The 16,200-nt window shown below is 43.2% G+C and carries 18 protein-coding genes; all 18 read right to left on the reverse strand.

Annotation, left to right across the window (positions count from 1 at the left end; translation table 11 throughout):
* Positions 1-31 precede the first annotated feature (31 nt).
* The 18 genes from CLHOM_RS08145 to CLHOM_RS08230 all read right to left on the reverse strand — a co-directional run bounded on the left by CLHOM_RS08145 (position 32) and on the right by CLHOM_RS08230 (position 16,114).
* Positions 32-1,636 (reverse strand): terminase large subunit, encoded by a 1,605-nt coding sequence (locus tag CLHOM_RS08145; RefSeq protein WP_052221207.1) that lies wholly within the window; start codon positions 1,634-1,636, stop codon positions 32-34.
* A gap of 86 nt (positions 1,637-1,722) precedes the next feature.
* Entirely contained in the window at positions 1,723-1,911 is a 189-nt protein-coding gene (locus tag CLHOM_RS08150; RefSeq protein ID WP_052221208.1) for a DUF5049 domain-containing protein, read from the reverse strand.
* Positions 1,904-2,362: a gamma-glutamylcyclotransferase family protein gene (locus CLHOM_RS08155; RefSeq protein WP_052221209.1), complete on the reverse strand. Its 459-nt coding sequence runs from the start codon at positions 2,360-2,362 to the stop codon at positions 1,904-1,906. Before CLHOM_RS08155 ends, CLHOM_RS08150 begins: the two co-directional genes overlap by 8 nt.
* A 38-nt stretch (positions 2,363-2,400) precedes the next feature.
* Positions 2,401-3,300, reverse strand: a complete 900-nt coding sequence (locus CLHOM_RS08160) for an amidoligase family protein (protein ID WP_052221210.1) — start codon at positions 3,298-3,300, stop codon at positions 2,401-2,403.
* A 135-nt stretch (positions 3,301-3,435) separates the two neighbouring features.
* A complete protein-coding gene (locus tag CLHOM_RS08165; RefSeq protein ID WP_052221211.1) occupies positions 3,436-3,663 on the reverse strand; it encodes a DUF4314 domain-containing protein in 228 nt (75 codons plus the stop codon).
* The gene (locus CLHOM_RS08170; protein WP_052221212.1) at positions 3,663-4,346 is read right to left on the reverse strand and encodes a hypothetical protein; all 684 of its coding nucleotides are present in this window, start codon (positions 4,344-4,346) and stop codon (positions 3,663-3,665) included. The genes CLHOM_RS08165 and CLHOM_RS08170 overlap by 1 nt, the downstream gene beginning before the upstream one ends.
* 101 nt (positions 4,347-4,447) lie before the next feature.
* A complete protein-coding gene (locus CLHOM_RS08175; protein ID WP_052221213.1) occupies positions 4,448-6,505 on the reverse strand; it encodes a DNA cytosine methyltransferase in 2,058 nt (685 codons plus the stop codon).
* The gene (locus tag CLHOM_RS08180; RefSeq protein WP_052221214.1) at positions 6,498-7,739 is read right to left on the reverse strand and encodes a site-specific DNA-methyltransferase; all 1,242 of its coding nucleotides are present in this window, start codon (positions 7,737-7,739) and stop codon (positions 6,498-6,500) included. The genes CLHOM_RS08175 and CLHOM_RS08180 overlap by 8 nt, the downstream gene beginning before the upstream one ends.
* Complete coding sequence (gene metK, locus CLHOM_RS08185) at positions 7,720-8,895, reverse strand: methionine adenosyltransferase (protein ID WP_139205611.1); 1,176 nt, start codon at positions 8,893-8,895, stop codon at positions 7,720-7,722. Before metK ends, CLHOM_RS08180 begins: the two co-directional genes overlap by 20 nt.
* A 17-nt stretch (positions 8,896-8,912) precedes the next feature.
* On the reverse strand, positions 8,913-9,464 hold the full coding sequence (locus tag CLHOM_RS08190) for a P27 family phage terminase small subunit (protein ID WP_052221216.1): 552 nt from the start codon (positions 9,462-9,464) through the stop codon (positions 8,913-8,915).
* A gap of 115 nt (positions 9,465-9,579) precedes the next feature.
* Positions 9,580-9,939, reverse strand: a complete 360-nt coding sequence (locus CLHOM_RS08195) for an HNH endonuclease (RefSeq protein ID WP_052221217.1) — start codon at positions 9,937-9,939, stop codon at positions 9,580-9,582.
* Positions 9,940-10,092: 153 nt separating this feature from the next.
* Positions 10,093-10,503, reverse strand: coding sequence for a DUF1492 domain-containing protein (locus tag CLHOM_RS08200; protein ID WP_052221218.1), 411 nt, complete (start codon positions 10,501-10,503; stop codon positions 10,093-10,095).
* Positions 10,500-10,721: a hypothetical protein gene (locus tag CLHOM_RS08205; RefSeq protein WP_052221219.1), complete on the reverse strand. Its 222-nt coding sequence runs from the start codon at positions 10,719-10,721 to the stop codon at positions 10,500-10,502. Before CLHOM_RS08205 ends, CLHOM_RS08200 begins: the two co-directional genes overlap by 4 nt.
* Positions 10,721-12,082 carry a DEAD/DEAH box helicase gene (locus CLHOM_RS08210; protein ID WP_052221220.1) on the reverse strand — a complete coding sequence of 454 codons (1,362 nt, stop codon included), beginning with the start codon at positions 12,080-12,082 and terminating at the stop codon, positions 10,721-10,723. The genes CLHOM_RS08205 and CLHOM_RS08210 overlap by 1 nt, the downstream gene beginning before the upstream one ends.
* Positions 12,063-12,344 carry a VRR-NUC domain-containing protein gene (locus CLHOM_RS08215; protein WP_052221221.1) on the reverse strand — a complete coding sequence of 94 codons (282 nt, stop codon included), beginning with the start codon at positions 12,342-12,344 and terminating at the stop codon, positions 12,063-12,065. Before CLHOM_RS08215 ends, CLHOM_RS08210 begins: the two co-directional genes overlap by 20 nt.
* 217 nt (positions 12,345-12,561) lie before the next feature.
* Complete coding sequence (locus CLHOM_RS08220) at positions 12,562-14,931, reverse strand: virulence-associated E family protein (protein WP_052221222.1); 2,370 nt, start codon at positions 14,929-14,931, stop codon at positions 12,562-12,564.
* Positions 14,928-15,362, reverse strand: a complete 435-nt coding sequence (locus CLHOM_RS08225; protein WP_052221223.1) for a DUF7768 domain-containing protein — start codon at positions 15,360-15,362, stop codon at positions 14,928-14,930. Before CLHOM_RS08225 ends, CLHOM_RS08220 begins: the two co-directional genes overlap by 4 nt.
* Positions 15,362-16,114, reverse strand: coding sequence for a phage antirepressor KilAC domain-containing protein (locus CLHOM_RS08230; RefSeq protein ID WP_052221224.1), 753 nt, complete (start codon positions 16,112-16,114; stop codon positions 15,362-15,364). Before CLHOM_RS08230 ends, CLHOM_RS08225 begins: the two co-directional genes overlap by 1 nt.
* Between the last annotated feature and the right edge of the window lie 86 nt (positions 16,115-16,200).

Genomic DNA, 16,200 nt, shown 5'->3' on the forward strand with positions numbered 1-16,200 from the left:
AATAACAACATTTTTATTACAATCATTGAGGTTAAAGGATAAGCAAACCTCTCTCGTCATACACCGAATCTCCGCCATTACCAGAGCCACACCGGATTGCACGATCAAGTGCCATAATAGTTGCCACCGCACCATCTATTTTTTCTGTACTTTTTTCCTTATCCGGCTTCACGTTGCCCGCCGGGTCAGTTTTTATATAAATGTTATCCATCATCCACCGAAGCACTGGATGACCCCCATGCGCAATTCTCTCTTCTAACGTCAGTTTCATCAGTTCCTTGGTAGGTGGTGACATATCTTTAAAGCCTTGACCGAAGGGAACTACAGTAAAGCCTAATCCTTCAAGGTTCTGCACCATTTGAACAGCACCCCAGCGGTCAAAAGCGATCTCTCGAATGTTATACTTTTCTCCCAGTTCTTCAATAAACCGCTCAATATAGCCGTAATGTACTACGTTTCCTTCTGTGGTTAGAAGATGCCCTTGCTTCTCCCAAAGATCATATTGTACATGGTCTCGTCTGACTCGCAGGTCGATGTTGTCCTCCGGCATCCAAAAATATGGGAGGACGATGTATTTATCCGTTTCATCCTCTGGTGGGAACACCAACACAAAGGCCGTAATGTCTGTAGTGGAGGATAAATCAAGTCCACCGTAACATACACGACCTTCAAGACTTTCTGGTATAACAGGAAATGCGCAGGCATCCCACCTTGCCATCGGCATCCAACGGACAGACTGCTTTACCCACTGATTCAGACGCAATTGACGAAAGCTGTTCTCTTCAGCTGGGTTCTGTTTTGCACTTTCGCAAGCGGCTTTTACCTTGTCGATGCCCACTGTGATTCCCAAGCTTGGATTTGCCTTCTTCCACACCTTCGGGTCTGTCCAGTCATCCTCTTCCTTTGCACCGTAGATTACAGGATAAAAGGTAGGATCATACTTTCTACCCTCAATGATATCAAGCGCTTTTTGGTGTGTTTCGTAGCAGATGCTCTGGGTATCTGTCCCTGCCGTGGTGATAAGAAAATATAATGGCTGCATCCTCGCGTCACCAGATCCCTTCGTCATGACATCAAATAGTTTCCGGTTTGGCTGAGTATGGAGTTCGTCGAAAACAACACCATGTATGTTGAAGCCGTGCTTAGAGTAGGCTTCCGCCGACAATACCTGATAGAAGCTGTTGGTTGGTAGGTACACTAGTCGCTTAGTTGACGCCAGTAGCTTGACACGTTTATTGAGCGCCGGGCACATTCGCACCATATCGGCTGCTACTTCAAATACAATGGATGCCTGCTGACGATCGGCAGCACAACCATATACCTCTGCTCGCTCTTCACCATCACCGCAAGTGAGGAGAAGTGCGATAGCCGCCGCAAGCTCACTTTTTCCCATCTTTTTAGGTATTTCTACGTATGCCGTGTTGAACTGTCGGTATCCATTAGGTTTTAAAGTACCAAACAAGTCACGGACTATTTGCTCCTGCCAGTCGATGAGTTCAAAAGGCTTTCCTGCCCATGAACCTTTCGTATGGGAGAGTGCTTCAATAAAAGACACGGCATAATCAGCAGCATCCTTATCGTAATATGATCCATCAGCTATAAAGGCGGTCGGCTTATATTTCTTCAGTTTTCGCATAAACACCGCCCCTTTTATGAAAATAGATAAGGAAAAGAGCCTAAACATTTGAAGAGACTCTTTTCCTTTATCCTGCTTATATTTAATTATTTCGTTTCATCTACTTCTCCGGTCAGTATGAAGTGAGTGTGTTTTGCTTTATGGTCAATTAAATAGACTACCAATTCATAGAACCCTCGTTCATTTGCTTCATACTGTACTCTGTTCACATCAAACATGTTTGTGACTCCGCTTTCTCGAATGGATAGGATTTGTTCCTTAATTACTTCATTCATAGGCTACCTCCTCCGATTCGGTGGAATCAGTTGTAGCTTTGCGCAGGATATCCACATCGAAGCCCGCACTTTTATAGCCTTCTAAAATTGTACTGTAATAATAACAGCTTGGCTGACCAATAGGTCTCCCATCGTTCATAATGTAGACCATCGCCTTTACGGTTTTGCCGCTTAATTTCACTTTTACAGTTTCCTTGCGATAAAGGAACGGCCATCCTTCGTAGCGGTCAAGAGCCGCCTCATCAGCCGGTGTGATTTCCCACACCAATACTGGTACACTTTGACCCTTTAATGGCTCAATGGTCGCAACAGCGCCCGCGTGTGCCCCTCTAAATAACAAGCGATAATCATTTATTTTACTTGTGCCTACCACCTTGGCTGTGGGGCACCTGTTGGCCATTTGCTCCAGATTAAGATTGGAGCCATAGGCAAGATATAATTTACTATTCATTATAATCCTCCTTCTAAGCTTTAGGGGTTAGGGGCAGCTCAGGCCGCCCGAAACCGCCATGCAGCTGAACCCGAAAGTGCTGCGGTCAAATGTTCTCTGCAGTTTGTAAACTCATCACCTATGAAACCAATCCGGTTTAAATAAGTTCTCATGGCAAATTTCTCGTTCTCCACCTGTGGTTTCTTTGCCGATGCACACTTTTGTGTTAAGGCTTGGTGGTTGATGGCGAGTGCTAGAACAATATAACTTCTTATTTTTCCAGCATGAAGCTCGCTGTTAAATCCTCTAAGCTCAACTGTATGGTTTCCAGTAAAAAAGCTGTGAAGATTGAGGAAATGGTAGCGGCTGTTGTGATAATGAGTACCTCTGCTCTCGCTGTAACCCTCGTACCAAATGTCCTCGATTTGTCTCATTGTCTTAGGCTTTTTGCGGTTCATCTTCTCAACTAAAATGCTGTCCATATTCTTACAATACCGCATTCGCTCTGGTGCAATCTGAAGTGCTTTATAAAAAAGGTCATTCTTGCTTGCGATGATATTTACGAAGTTTCGAATACTTCTCGGTGTATGATCCGCACCGTCTAGGTGAATGTGAATGCCGCAAGATGTATTTGCAAAGGCACCGGCCTTGCGAAGCTTTCTCACTAGCTCCTGTAATGTTTCAATGTCCTCTCGGTAGGTAAGGATGGGACTGACAAGCTCGACGCTGTACTCTCTGCCTGCGGCTACTTTTCTTCCGCCTTCTTTTCTTTGGCAGTTGATACTCCCGTCACTCATAAACTTCCAAACCCTCCCATCTGGTGCTGTTACCTTTTTAGTATCGTAGTAGGTTCCACCTTCAGCATAAGTGCCTTGCAAAAATTCTGTTGCAACCTTTGCTGCTTTTTCTCTTGTGATCCCTGTGAACTCAATTTCAATCCCAAATTTTGTGCTTAGCATATTTCTTGCTCCTTCTAAAGTGTATTTGTCCTTACGACATGTACATATATCACTCTAAAAGGCTTATATAGCAAGTGAATTATCCGATATAAACACACAATTCTATTGCCATCTTTGGCTTAGAATGTGTGTGATTTATTCATCGATTTTCTTACATAAATCTTCGCCAAAAGCCACTCCAAGAGAACTACCGGAATCCCAACTTACGTGGATGGTTCCCATGTCATCAACACCAGTAACCGTACCTTTAGCTCCAGGCTGAAGCTTGGTATAAGGGTCATTCATCTTCAAGAGCATAACCCTTGTTCCTGGAGTATAATAGCTTTTTAGCTGCTTTAGCATTTCTGGGTGAATTATATTCATTATTCACTCACCTCCTCATGCTTGGCTGTTCCACTTTTGAAAGCAGAACTGCCCGACAGTTTTGAGAGGAGAATCTTTCGCTCCATCTTATATTCCGAGCCAATAAATCCAAGCCTTAGAAGGAAACAACGGAAAGCGTACTTTTCATTCTCCACAGGTTTTTCGGTGGAGTTGACGCGGGTCTGTTTTTTTGCCATTTCGCAAAGTGCCGTGACGAAATGGGTGTAAGTCTTAACTTCTTCTGCAGAGCATTCACCTTGAAACCAAGGGAAGGTAATTAATTCGTCGCTTACATTGATTGGAATGGAATCCGCCCCTAGCGCCTTCTTTATAAGGACTGCTTTACTTTCTACCAATCCTTTTAAGTTCTCAAGTGCCGTATCGGTAAAATCTGTCCTTGGCATTTGAATAATCAGTCCGATAGTATCCTCTAATTCTGCTTGGGGAAGTGGTGTATCGTATTCTTCCTCAATTGCCTTTAAGTCGTGCAACCCCAATAGGTCCTCAACCAGTTCATAATTATCTGGTCCATTGAGCACCCCATTTTTATCAATACAGTAGTCTGCCACCTCATATGCGAATGTAGGGGCTCCGAGGTACTTTGCCGAAGCATTCAGTGCCTGGCTTATTGCACTGACCAGTTCTTTTCTTTTTGAACCAGTAACATTATAGTTAATCTGCATTTTCCATACCGCCTTTCTATTTTCGGTACATACATATATCACTCTAAAAGCTGTTAATATCAAGTCATTTAGAGCGTCTTTCTGTATAAAATACTGTTCTATTAATCAGCGGTATCTTGTGTAGATAACACAATGCCGGTCAGCACAAAACAAACGCATGGCAGTGCAACACCGTTCCCCCACATTTTGTATTCGGCAGCATCGGAATGCGGATTCTTAAGCCACTTTAAAATCTGCTTTCTTGTTTTCGGTTTACTACTTTTGCCTATGATTTTTCGATGTGTTTCCCAAACCTCCGTCCAGAATGTAATTTCATTTTCTGTTGGATTTTCTGTGCTAAGTTCAGCACACCAATAGTCTGGGAAGCCTTGAAGCCTTGCACATTCCGTTGGCGTTAGTCTACGGACGATATAATCCGGCTCATCGCTTTTCTTGACTGGAATAAGCATATCGTTTAATGCATCCTGTCCATTAAATCCACTTGGATGGGCGCCTGCTGAAATCGTACCACTGATATCTTGATAGGGTTGTGCCACAGCTGACGGACCTTGAGCATTTAATGTTGATGCAACACTGTCTTCCGCTATCCCTAAATTTCTAGCGAAATTCTGTCCACAGTTGAAGGTTTCACGATCAATTGCATACACAACACCATGCCGATCCACTGTATTAAGGGTAAAACTGATATCATCATTTATGCCGTCACCTTGGGGATCGTTTTTATCCTCTCTTCCAATCATCGAGCCTTGTAAAGCAACTACTGCAATACCCCCTTGATTGCATCCTGGATTTCCACCATTAGCATCAATGGTACGGGAAGTATCCGCTTCATATATACCGCTGTGTGGATTACTTGACTGCATGGAGTTGCTCTTATCCGAACAGATACCAAATGCCGTAGGTACAAAAACGGTTTGATCATTATTGCAACCAAGGGTGGCTGACTTATCATCCTGTATCAATGCACCCTTACCGCCACCTTCACAACCTGAGCGGATTTTCAGTGTTTTAGGAGTTGGCTCAAATACACACTGCGTTCCTTTATAATCTGTTCCTGTTAATGTATTTGCTACATCTTCACCTACTGTGAGAGCATACTGTCTCTCGTTCATGACAAGCGGCACATTTCCACCGCCCGTTCCCATACGAGAGGTCAATGTCTGTACTTTATTATCTTCGGATAGTTTCACACGGCTGTCAGTTGGATGATTTTCTATTACAACGGCCGTTTGATTGTCTCCCATGTTTGCACGAAGTGATCCACTTAAGTCTTCATCTGTATGACCGCCAATGCGTGAAACGGCACCCGGTTCAAAGGACATGACTGTACCGCTTGACTGCATTACACAAGGTTGATGTCCGTGTTCTTCCGCTCGGAGTGTTGCGGAAACATCCTCCGAAACAGATATCACTTTTCCGCCTTGGTCATTTAAGCAAGTTATGCCACTGCCTGTTTTTCCAATGCCGTTTTTAGCATTTTCGGCAGTTCTTTGCCACGTGCTGCCGCTCGGCGTAAAATTCCTTGACACGCCTTCGGACTCAAATAATATTTCTCCAGCACATCCGCCTGCAAAATCTGCGACAAGGTAGATTCTACGACGGCGTTGGGGGACTCCGAAATATTGCGCATCGATAGTTCGGTACGCCACACTCCATCCATCTCCCATATAGATGTCTGCATAGGGCCATCGTCCTTTTTGAGGTAAAGGCACTGAGGTGTTCGGTTCTTTGACACCGATGACCGTTTCGAGCACTGCCTTGAAGTCTTCTCCTTTATTTGATGAGAATGCACCGGGGACATTTTCCCAGACTGCATACCTTGGATATCGTCCATCAGTTTTACACCTCATTTCCTTGATGATTCGTATTGCCTCATAAAAAAGGACGGATTGTTCTCCGTCTAGTCCAGCTCTTTTACCTGCCACACTCATATCTGTGCAGGGAGAGCCAAATGTTATTATATTTACTGGCGGAAGCTCCGCACCATTTAGTTTGTTTATATCCCCATAATGCTTCATCTGCGGGATGCGTTTTGTCGTAACCCTTATTGGAAAAGGCTCAATTTCAGAAGCCCATAACGGTTCGATGCCACAGAGCAGACCTCCCAGCGGGAAACCACCGCTACCATCAAAGATGGAGCCTAGTGTCAGTTTACTCATCTGCACTCACCTCCGACAAGTCACGGTACCTATACTCGCCACCATCTCTCAAAAGAAATACACCATCCGTGTTTCCAACTTGCTCAATATACCTTTTCACGATGACATCACAGTACTTTTCATCCAGCTCAATGGTGTAGCAGATTCTATCTGTCTGTTCACAGGCAATAAGTGTACTTCCTGAACCACCAAAGGGATCGAGAACAATACAATTGGTAAGGCTTGAATTCATAATAGGGTATGCAACTAAAGCCACTGGTTTCATGGTTGGGTGGTCGCCATTTTTCTTCGGTTTCTCAAACTCCCAGATGGTGGTCTGCTTTCGGTCTGAATACCAAAGATGCTTCCCATTCTTTTTCCAACCAAAGAGTACCGGTTCATGCTGCCACTGATAAGGAGAGCGGCCGAGAACAAGGGACTGCTTCTTCCAAATACAAGTGCCTGAAAGATAAAATCCCGCATCCGAGAATGCTCTTCTAAAATTGAGGCCTTCTGTATCGGCGTGAAACACATAAATAGAAGCATCCTTCGCCATCGCCGTTTCGGAGTTTTGAAATGCCGCAAGCAGAAATTCGTAGAACGCTTCGTTTTCCATATTATCATTTTTAATTTTTCCGGCTGTACCTTCATAGTTAACGTTATATGGAGGGTCCGTAACTACCAAATTAGCAGCTTTCCCATCCATCAAGACATCAAAGGTGTCTTTCTTCGTACTGTCTCCGCAAACTAATCGATGCTGTCCAAGTATCCAAACATCCCCTAAATGAGAAACAGCGGGCTTTTTCAGCTCGCTGTCCACATCAAAATCATCTTCTTTTATTTTGTCTTTAAGGGAATCCTTGAAAAGATCATCCAACTCTCCCGGATCAAAACCAGTCAAAGACACATCAAAGTCCGAAGCGTTTAGGTCTGTGATGAGAAGGGCCAGTTTATCTCTATCCCAGTCACCGCTTATTTTATTAAGTGCTATGTTCAGAGCCTTTTCCTTTTGCTCATCCATTTCAACAACCACGCATTCTATCTCATCCATACCCATACTCAGCAGGACTTTCAAACGCTGATGACCTCCGATGACTTTGCCTGTAGTCTTATTCCATATAACGGGTTCAACATATCCAAACTCCTCAAGAGATCGTTTTAACTTTTCATATTCTACATCACCCGGCTTCAAATCCTTCCTCGGATTATATTCGGCGGGGATGAGTTGTTTCGTTTTAATCTTCTCTATCAACATACTTTTCCACCGCCTTTCTAAACTCACTGTATTTATTTACATCCTCCCAAGGAAAGAGACAACTGTTAAAGTGTCCATAAGTCGCTGTGTCAGAGTAAATCACATTTCTAAGACGCAGTTTTTCAATGATTGCTGCAGGTCTTAAGTTGAATACCTCTTGTGCAGCAAGAGTTAGTACTTCGTCAGAAACAGTGCCAGTGCCAAGGGTATTTATTGTGAAGGATACCGGATTTGCCTTACCAATAGCATAAGAAATACTAACTTCACATTTCTTGGCATAACCACACCAAACGATATGCTTAGCGATATACCGAGCCATATATGCACCGCTTCGGTCAACTTTGGTTGGGTCTTTGCCACAAAGAGCACCACCACCGTGGGATGCAAGTCCTCCATAGGTATCAACCATAATTTTTCTGCCAGTCAATCCTGTATCTGCAGCAGGACCACCTTCAACAAATCTACCAGAGGGATTGATGAGAAGTTCTGTTTCTTCATCAAAAGGGAAGTCCTCAAAACACTGCCATAAAACATTGTTAAGGATATCTGCCTTAAGTTCTTCCTGGGATTTATTCTTCTCATGCTGTACCGATACCACGATGGTCTTTACTCGCTTTGGAATATCATCTTCATATTCTACTGTAACCTGTGCTTTACCATCCGGTAGGATATCTTTTATAAGTTTCCCTTTTCGGCAATCATCAAGCCTCTTTACTATTCTGTGGGATAGCACAAGGGGTAGTGGAAGCATTTCTCTAGTTTCTTTTGTAGCATAGCCATACACAGTCCCCTGATCACCTGCACCTACTGAACCGTACTGTTCATTGACACCATTTCGTGCTTCCAACGCAGTATTAACACCAGCCGCAATATCTACACTTTGATTATGTACATATACATAAATCAAAAATTTCAGAGGGTTGTATCCGACTTCTTTCAGCACATTTCTAACAATGTAACGAATGTCAACTTTCTCGCTGCAGGAGATCTCGCCCGCCACGATAATTCTTCTCTTGGTCGCCATAACCTCACAAGCCACACGTGATGCCTTATCTTTTCGCAGGCATGCTTGTAAAATACTATCTGCAATAATGTCGCATAATTTATCTGGATGCCCGGCACATACACTTTCTGCTGTTAAATATCTTTTACTCATTTCACATCTCCTCATCTTTATTTTCCTCTACGGGCAGATAGCAATCTCTCCATCACATCGTCCTGTGGGTTTAACCCAGAATACTCTGTAGCACAATTTTCACGAACGATCTGATATATTTCCATCCATAGTCTATTTGTCTGACTCATAAAGTTTTGACTCATAGCCACATAAGGGCTTTGAATTGCATTTCCAGTGGTTGGGTGCTTGGCAAGAAAGCCAAACTCAGTCACTGCTTCCTCACACTGTATCCATCTTGCAGCGCTCATAGCATAGCGTTCTAAAAGCTGTGGAAGCACCAGATGGGCACATCCTCGTTCCTCTAGCCATTTCCATGTAATCTCATAGATCTCACTGGCCAACAAGGTTTTCCCGTCCTTTTGCACCGCTGAGAGCATACCCCTTGGTTGCGGCATTTCCTGCCCCTTAAGGTCAGCAGTATTTTTAAAGTCAACGACTTCAAGCTTTCTTTTACCGGGATTTCCCTCTGCTATTTTGTCAGCAAGTGGCTTCTTCTTTTGACCAGAACCGATACGGGCACCTCCACGATTTGTTCCGTCTTTGGCCATTTACTCACCTCTTTTCGTTGTCGGGTCCTATTACCCTGTTTGAAACCGCGTTTTTTCGTGCGTTACCCCACGCCCGTTGCACAATCAAAAAGCTGTAGAGATTTAATCCCCCCCCTTACCGGGTTTGCCATCTGTCTCCATCTCTTGCTGTGATTTCAGAGTGGCATGGAGTACAAAGCGCCATCAGATTACTTTTATCGTGTGTTCCTCCTCGTGCCAATGGAAGAATGTGATGGACTTCAGTTGCTGGAGTCAGCTTTCCATTCTTCTTACACTCTTCACAAAGAGGATGAGCGGCTATATAACGGTCACGAATTCTTTTCCATGCACGACCATAACGCTTACGGGTTGCTGGGTCACGGTCATATTTCTCATACCGTGAAGCTTCTTTCTTAGCATGCTCTTCACAGAAGCGACCGTCAGTCAGCTCAGGGCAACCAGGGTAAGAACATGGTCGCTTGGGTTTCTTTGGCATATTGCACCTCCTTTTTGCCCATAGAAAAAGCCCTCGCAGGAGTGGTGCTCCCGTGAAGGCTGTTTGCGAATATTCCATACTACCATTATATAGCTTTCACTACGGACAAACAGTGTCATCGTATGCCAAACTGTGCCAAAGTGTGCCAACTTTTTATTTTGGAACCTTTAAGTGTTGCAAAGCTAAGGAATGAAGTCTGTGAACAGTACGCATTGACACATTAAGGTTAACGCAGATTTCTTCCCAGTTAAGGAAGTTGATGTATCGGTAGCGGAGCAACAGCTTTTCATCTACATTCTCCATCTTGTTAATAGCCTCTCGGATATCAGTCTTTAGCTTTACCAAGTGTTCAACCTCTTGTTGTATCTGTTTCTCCAAATCTACTATCTTTATCACATACTTTTCAAAAGGTGGGTCTGTACTCTTTGTTCTACTAACTTTCTCCTCAAGCACAGGGGATGAAACACTTCTTGATAAATCCCTTAAGTTCTGTAGTTCCTCAAGATCGGAGTTTATCAATTCATTTAGACGGTAAGCCTGCTTTAAGAATTCCTTTGCCGTCATCGCCTAACCACCTCCTCATGTAGCTTTTGAATTAACATTTCTGGTTCAAGGGAGGTTATGTTAGAGAAAAGTCTGGAACGGAAGAATCGCTCAACCTCACGTTTCGTATATAAAGCAGAATCATTACGAGGATATTTCACCAATCTTTGTAGTGCAAAGCGGTAATCCTTAACTGCTTGTAGAATAATGGCATTCGCCAATTTTTCAAATGCGTCCATCATACCGCCTCCCTCGCTTTCCCAAGATTTGCTTTGACCGCATTGATTAGGTCGTTCTGTGTCTTTTCCTTTCGTTTCAAGGCGTTCATAACATCTTCATCAATAGTGCCTTTGGTAATGATGTGATGGATTACAACCGTTTCATTTTGGCCTTGCCTCCAAAGTCTCGCATTGGTTTGCTGATACAGTTCCAGACTCCATGTAAGTCCAAACCATATCAGAGTTGAACCACCACTTTGTAAGTTCAGACCATGTCCTGCTGATGCAGGATGAATAACTGCTACAGAAATATCGCCATTATTCCAATCCTTAATATCCTTGGAAGTCTTAATTTCACGGACTTTGAATTTCGCCTTGATACGCTCTAAATCGTGATTATACCAATAGGCAATAAGCACAGGTTTGCCATTTGCACCTTCAATTAAATCTTCAAGGGCATCCAGCTTTCGATCATGAATGAAATGGGCACTTTTATCTTCATCATAGATAGCACCGTTTGCCATCTGTAGGAGTTTGCCTGAAAGGACTGCTGCATTCATGGCATCAATCTCTTCACTAGCAAGTGCAAGAACCATCTCTTCACGAAAGTTGTTATACACCGACTGCTCTTTTTCACTCAAATATACAGGCACTTCATTGATCACGCATTCTGGCATTTTCAGAAAATCCACTGACTTCATGGAAATGGTGATATCCGAAATGAGCCGATATATTGCGTCCTCTGCCCCGTGTAACGGTTTATATGAAAACACAATCTGCTGATTACGTTTATCCGGAGTAAAGAAGGAATTGCGGTAGTGAGTTATGTACCTGCCGAGTCTTTTACCCATGTCGAGAATACGAAACTCTGCCCACAAATCCATTAAACCGTTACTTGATGGTGTACCCGTAAGACCCACAATACGTTTTGCCCTTGGTCTGACTTTTAGTAAGCTTTTGAACCTTTTTGCACCGTAGGACTTAAAGGATGACAGCTCATCAATGACCACCATATCGAAAGTAAAGGGAACATCGCTTTTGTTTACCAACCAATCTACATTTTCTCTATTTATAAGATAGACACTTGCAGGTTTCCTAAGTGCTGAAAGACGCTCTTGCTCTGTACCGATTACCACTGAAAACTTCAGTCCTTTTAGATGCTCCCACTTATTTATCTCAGCTGGCCAAGTATCCCTTGCTACCCGGAGTGGGGCAATGACCAGAACCTTTCCGACTTCAAAACTATCAAGGCACAAGTCAAATACAGCAGTAAGTGTAATCACGCTTTTCCCAAGACCCATCTCCAAGAATATTGCAGCTATGGGATGCTCTAAAATGAAGTTGGTCGCGTAGGTCTGATATTTATGAGGATTGTATTTCATCGAGTATCCCTCCAATCTGATCATCATTGTCAATTACATAGCAGGCAAATCCTAACTGTTGTAATTGCTTTATTCTTCTAAGCTGTAGCGGACGGGGTTTCTTACCGGGAGCCTTTAATTCCACAAATGCCATCTTCCCATTTGGCAAAAGTACCAGGCGGTCTGGCATTCCATCTAAACCAGGACTAACAAACTTCGCCGCAATACCTCCCATCTTTTTTATCGCCGCCACCAGTTTCTTTTCGATAACTTTTTCAAGCATAAATTCCTCCTATATAAAGGCTCGGAACAAGAAAACAACTTTGACCGATTTTTCCTATACGCGCGTGTATATACGTATGCAAAGGCTTACACTCTTCTTTTTATCATCTTTTATATATAAAGGTAATTTCTTGTTCCACTTGTTCCAAACCGTCATTCTTTATTGCTTTATCTATATTTGCGAGTGAACAAGTCTGGGAACAAAGTATGGTACAACTTTAGCTTTGTTCCTCATTTCGGGAATAAGCTCGCTGCTTTCCGTAGACAGGAAACGTCACTACACCATTCTTGTTCCCGGTGTACTTGTTCCACTCACTGATTTTTCTCATAATGGCACCGATGGCATAGGAGTCTGAAGGCTTTAGCATTGATGCCTCTTTACCGAAACACTCACACCAAATCTCCATATTACAAACAAGGGTTCTTTTTACTGTTCCAACACGGGTGCCGCCACCAAACTCGCTACCGCCAAGGAAATTTCTACGCTCGTACAAAGACATGGCATCCCAATCATCTGGCAAAAGGGTATCCAGATAGGTACGAACCAGTCCTTCTCGTTCGTCGGTTTCCATTGCATCAGCCTGTTCACTGGTTGCTAAATGTAGATCATCACCTTCAAGGTAGAGTTTTTCACCATTCTCATAAAGCACCAGTGTCTCTGCCCAGATCTGCTGAACTTCCTCTTTTGTCATCTGCCAAGCTTTCTTTTTACTGTTACCACTAATGCGGACTGGCCAGAATCTGCGGTTGCCCGTAATATCCCGAAGAAATCCGCTTTCTGCATTTGTAGAACCCACAATCACACATTGACGGGGATGGCTTTCTACATTGACTCCATAACTTGCACGGTACTTATCATCAGTCCTAGAGATAAAAGACTTAACAACCTCCACATCGGTCTTACGCATTCCGGCAAGCTCACCCAGTTCCAACATCCAATATCCCTGCAATTTTTCAGGACCTGCTTTATCCTTCATATCCGTAATGGTCAAACTGTCCGAAAACCAATCTCCAGCAAGTTTGGCAAAAAAGGTAGACTTACCGATGCCCTGGGGTCCGTTTAAGATAAGCACACTGTCAAATTTTGTACCTGGTCTATAAATACGGGCTACCGCTGCAACCATAGTTTTACGAATGACTGCTTTTGTATAGGAATTATCCGTTGCACCGAAATAATCAATAAGCAGGTTTTCCACCCGATTAATACCATCCCATTTTGGCAGGGAGTTCAGATACTCCTTAATAGGATGGTAGGCTCTCTCCGTAGCTACAGCTACCACTGCATCCTTGGTCTTAGTAGGAGAATAAACTCCATACATACTGCTTAAGTACACTTTAAGTAATGCGTTATCTGAATCATTCCAGCCAGCCTTAATCTGTTCCCAAGGCAAACCACCTTTGGCATCAATACCATCACGGTGGCAGTTAAAAGCTATATGTTGTAAATTCCCATCATGCCGAATAATTAGGACAATGTTGTCTAGTGTGTCTTTTATTCGCCCTTGCTTATCCAGTTCCAATCCCGTCTGCCAATCTTCATCGCTAAACTCCTCTTCAGCTTTAGCCTGTCTTTCCTTGGCAAACTCTGCTTTCACTGCATCGTCTTTTATGGCAAACTCACACATTGCTACAAAAGACGGCATCCTGCCGGGAGCCGTAGTAGTGGAGACCTTATCATCTAAAGAACCGAATTTATGAATGCGAACAAGGTCAAAAGCATTTAAGAGTAGACCGCTTGCCGGATCGGTGGCATGGTGACTGTATGCGAACTTATCATCATAGATAATCACACCTGCACTACTGTCAGCCGGGATATAGTCATAGCGGCCTTCCATAGCAGATGGGGTATATACTGCACCTAAGAATTTCTCAATTGCTTCACAAACGGAATAGGTACGACAGAATGTTCCTACCACACCCTCCTTTAAAAGCGGGTCTGCCTGCTCCTTAAGACTGCGATTAATAACTTCAGACTGTCTGCTTGATACCGGCCAAGTTGATGTATCATGCCAGTTTTCATATTTTGAAAGATAAATAATATCAGGATCAAGTAATGCTCCATCCTGTTCTTCATAGACAAATTCACCATTTGAGGATGTGGATGGCCAATACATAAGGCGATGCGCTTCATATGTCGTGTCATCGAAAAGGTCAATACCGATTTCTTTTGCCACCATACGTCCAACGGCTGCATATTCTTCTTCGCTGATTTCACGAGCAAGTGGAATAATAAGCCTAAGTCTTGGATTTTCTGGTGTGTGTTTATGGGTGGAGTAGACGCAGCATTTAAAATCGAAAAGCATTGATATTTGCTCCCAGATATCCGGCTTACCGTAGTCCATATCAAGGGTAAGCAAAGAGCGGCATAGAACATTACCCTTCTTTCGCCTTCCTTCTTTTAGATGCCCTCCGACAAAGCCGCCTACATCCTTGATGTCATCCTGTTGGCCTTTTTTAAGTTTCCGATATTCCTCTACCGTTTCTGTGGTACGTTGTGTCGTTTTTACACGGGAGCAAAAATCCTCCCATGAAACATCACTGTTTTTCCACTTTTTATCCATCCGGCTGTTGCCCACTGCGATTTTCATAGCCTTTCGACCTCCTTATACTCCGGATTAAAATATCTGACCGTCTGTCTGCGTTTTTTAGCTACTTCAATCTCCCTTGTCATACCGCTTGAGATGATGTTCCCAAGCACCCATACCTCAGAGCACTTTCCCATGAGCACGATATCCATGAAAATTGCAAGTTCCCGTTCATTTAGGTTTTCATCATCCATAAACTGCGGAAACATAAGGTGCGGAGCAATTGGTATACAATTTTGCTCCAAGGCAAATCTACAAAAGCTACGAGCCTTTTCAACGTTCCCTTCTATATCACCGGAATAGGGAGAACAAATATATACAAGCGGCTTAAAGGCAGATTTTTTATCTGCCTTTTCCTTTCTCATTATGTTGGTCAGTGCTTCATGAGGAGTTGGATCATGGTAACCCTCAGGATTGAATTTGTTGATTCCCATTACGCACCCTCCATTTCTATCTGTGGTAAGATACCGTCTGCCTTCATAAGTTCATAAATGAAGAGTCTGCCTTTTTGTGTCCAGTAAGTATGAACCTTTGTATGTTGTTCTCCTTTACTGCCAAGGTAGCTATGTGTTTTGGTACTGGTGTAGCCTTTCTCCGCATACTTCTGATATAAAAGCCAGATGTCACCCTGCTTGAACTGGATGCCTTTATCATGAAGATAACGGTTCATCCATATAGCAGACTTGCCATAATCCTTAGCAATTGCCGATGTGGAAATAAGGTCTTTACAATTTAGAACCACATCATAATAGGACACCTTCGGTTTCATTTCTGTAATCTGTTGATTCTGAACAGCAATCGTACCTTCAAGCAGTTTATTTTGATGTCTTATTTGAGTTAGCTGTTGATTGGCTAACTGTAGTGCCCTTGCCATGATTGCCTCTGGTGAATTCCACTTCCTCTCAATATCAAGGAAGTATTGGCGGCACTGCTTTCCTTTTGGAGTACGCTGTATCATGCATAGCTCTTTTGCCATGTCGATGGTAAGCTGATGATCTACGCTTGGTCTGCCTCCAGTACTTTCGCTCAAAAATGAGCTAAAGTCTGACCCTTCCTCAAATCCATACTCACACATTCTTGGAAACCAGTCCTTATACGCTGTCTTGACTTCCAAGGCTTCATGTAAATCACGACCGAGTACGGTTGGTCGATGATTTTCATAGTTGATTCTTACTAATTCGTCCATACGAATTACCTCCTGTAATTTAGTCAGAGGAAAGTTCCTCTACCTAATAGCCACAGGAGGTAATGAATGTTGAGGATTTTGAAAAA

The sequence above is a fragment of the Clostridium homopropionicum DSM 5847 genome (assembly GCF_001263795.1).
GTDB classification, from domain to species: domain Bacteria; phylum Bacillota; class Clostridia; order Clostridiales; family Clostridiaceae; genus Clostridium_H; species Clostridium_H homopropionicum.

What these genes read in the sequence shown, in the direction of transcription:
- CLHOM_RS08195 (WP_052221217.1), bottom strand. Translation starts at nt 9,939, where the DNA reads ATGCCAAAGAAACCCAAGCGACCATGTTCTTACCCTGGTTGCCCTGAG.
- CLHOM_RS08175 (WP_052221213.1), bottom strand. Translation starts at nt 6,505, where the DNA reads ATGAGTAAACTGACACTAGGCTCCATCTTTGATGGTAGCGGTGGTTTC.
- CLHOM_RS08145 (WP_052221207.1), bottom strand. Translation starts at nt 1,636, where the DNA reads ATGCGAAAACTGAAGAAATATAAGCCGACCGCCTTTATAGCTGATGGA.
- CLHOM_RS08205 (WP_052221219.1), bottom strand. Translation starts at nt 10,721, where the DNA reads ATGGACGCATTTGAAAAATTGGCGAATGCCATTATTCTACAAGCAGTT.
- CLHOM_RS08200 (WP_052221218.1), bottom strand. Translation starts at nt 10,503, where the DNA reads ATGACGGCAAAGGAATTCTTAAAGCAGGCTTACCGTCTAAATGAATTG.
- CLHOM_RS08225 (WP_052221223.1), bottom strand. Translation starts at nt 15,362, where the DNA reads ATGGGAATCAACAAATTCAATCCTGAGGGTTACCATGATCCAACTCCT.
- CLHOM_RS08210 (WP_052221220.1), bottom strand. Translation starts at nt 12,082, where the DNA reads ATGAAATACAATCCTCATAAATATCAGACCTACGCGACCAACTTCATT.
- metK (WP_139205611.1), bottom strand. Translation starts at nt 8,895, where the DNA reads ATGAGTAAAAGATATTTAACAGCAGAAAGTGTATGTGCCGGGCATCCA.
- CLHOM_RS08165 (WP_052221211.1), bottom strand. Translation starts at nt 3,663, where the DNA reads ATGAATATAATTCACCCAGAAATGCTAAAGCAGCTAAAAAGCTATTAT.
- CLHOM_RS08155 (WP_052221209.1), bottom strand. Translation starts at nt 2,362, where the DNA reads ATGAATAGTAAATTATATCTTGCCTATGGCTCCAATCTTAATCTGGAG.
- CLHOM_RS08180 (WP_052221214.1), bottom strand. Translation starts at nt 7,739, where the DNA reads ATGTTGATAGAGAAGATTAAAACGAAACAACTCATCCCCGCCGAATAT.
- CLHOM_RS08215 (WP_052221221.1), bottom strand. Translation starts at nt 12,344, where the DNA reads ATGCTTGAAAAAGTTATCGAAAAGAAACTGGTGGCGGCGATAAAAAAG.
- CLHOM_RS08230 (WP_052221224.1), bottom strand. Translation starts at nt 16,114, where the DNA reads ATGGACGAATTAGTAAGAATCAACTATGAAAATCATCGACCAACCGTA.
- CLHOM_RS08190 (WP_052221216.1), bottom strand. Translation starts at nt 9,464, where the DNA reads ATGGCCAAAGACGGAACAAATCGTGGAGGTGCCCGTATCGGTTCTGGT.
- CLHOM_RS08220 (WP_052221222.1), bottom strand. Translation starts at nt 14,931, where the DNA reads ATGAAAATCGCAGTGGGCAACAGCCGGATGGATAAAAAGTGGAAAAAC.
- CLHOM_RS08150 (WP_052221208.1), bottom strand. Translation starts at nt 1,911, where the DNA reads ATGAATGAAGTAATTAAGGAACAAATCCTATCCATTCGAGAAAGCGGA.
- CLHOM_RS08170 (WP_052221212.1), bottom strand. Translation starts at nt 4,346, where the DNA reads ATGCAGATTAACTATAATGTTACTGGTTCAAAAAGAAAAGAACTGGTC.
- CLHOM_RS08160 (WP_052221210.1), bottom strand. Translation starts at nt 3,300, where the DNA reads ATGCTAAGCACAAAATTTGGGATTGAAATTGAGTTCACAGGGATCACA.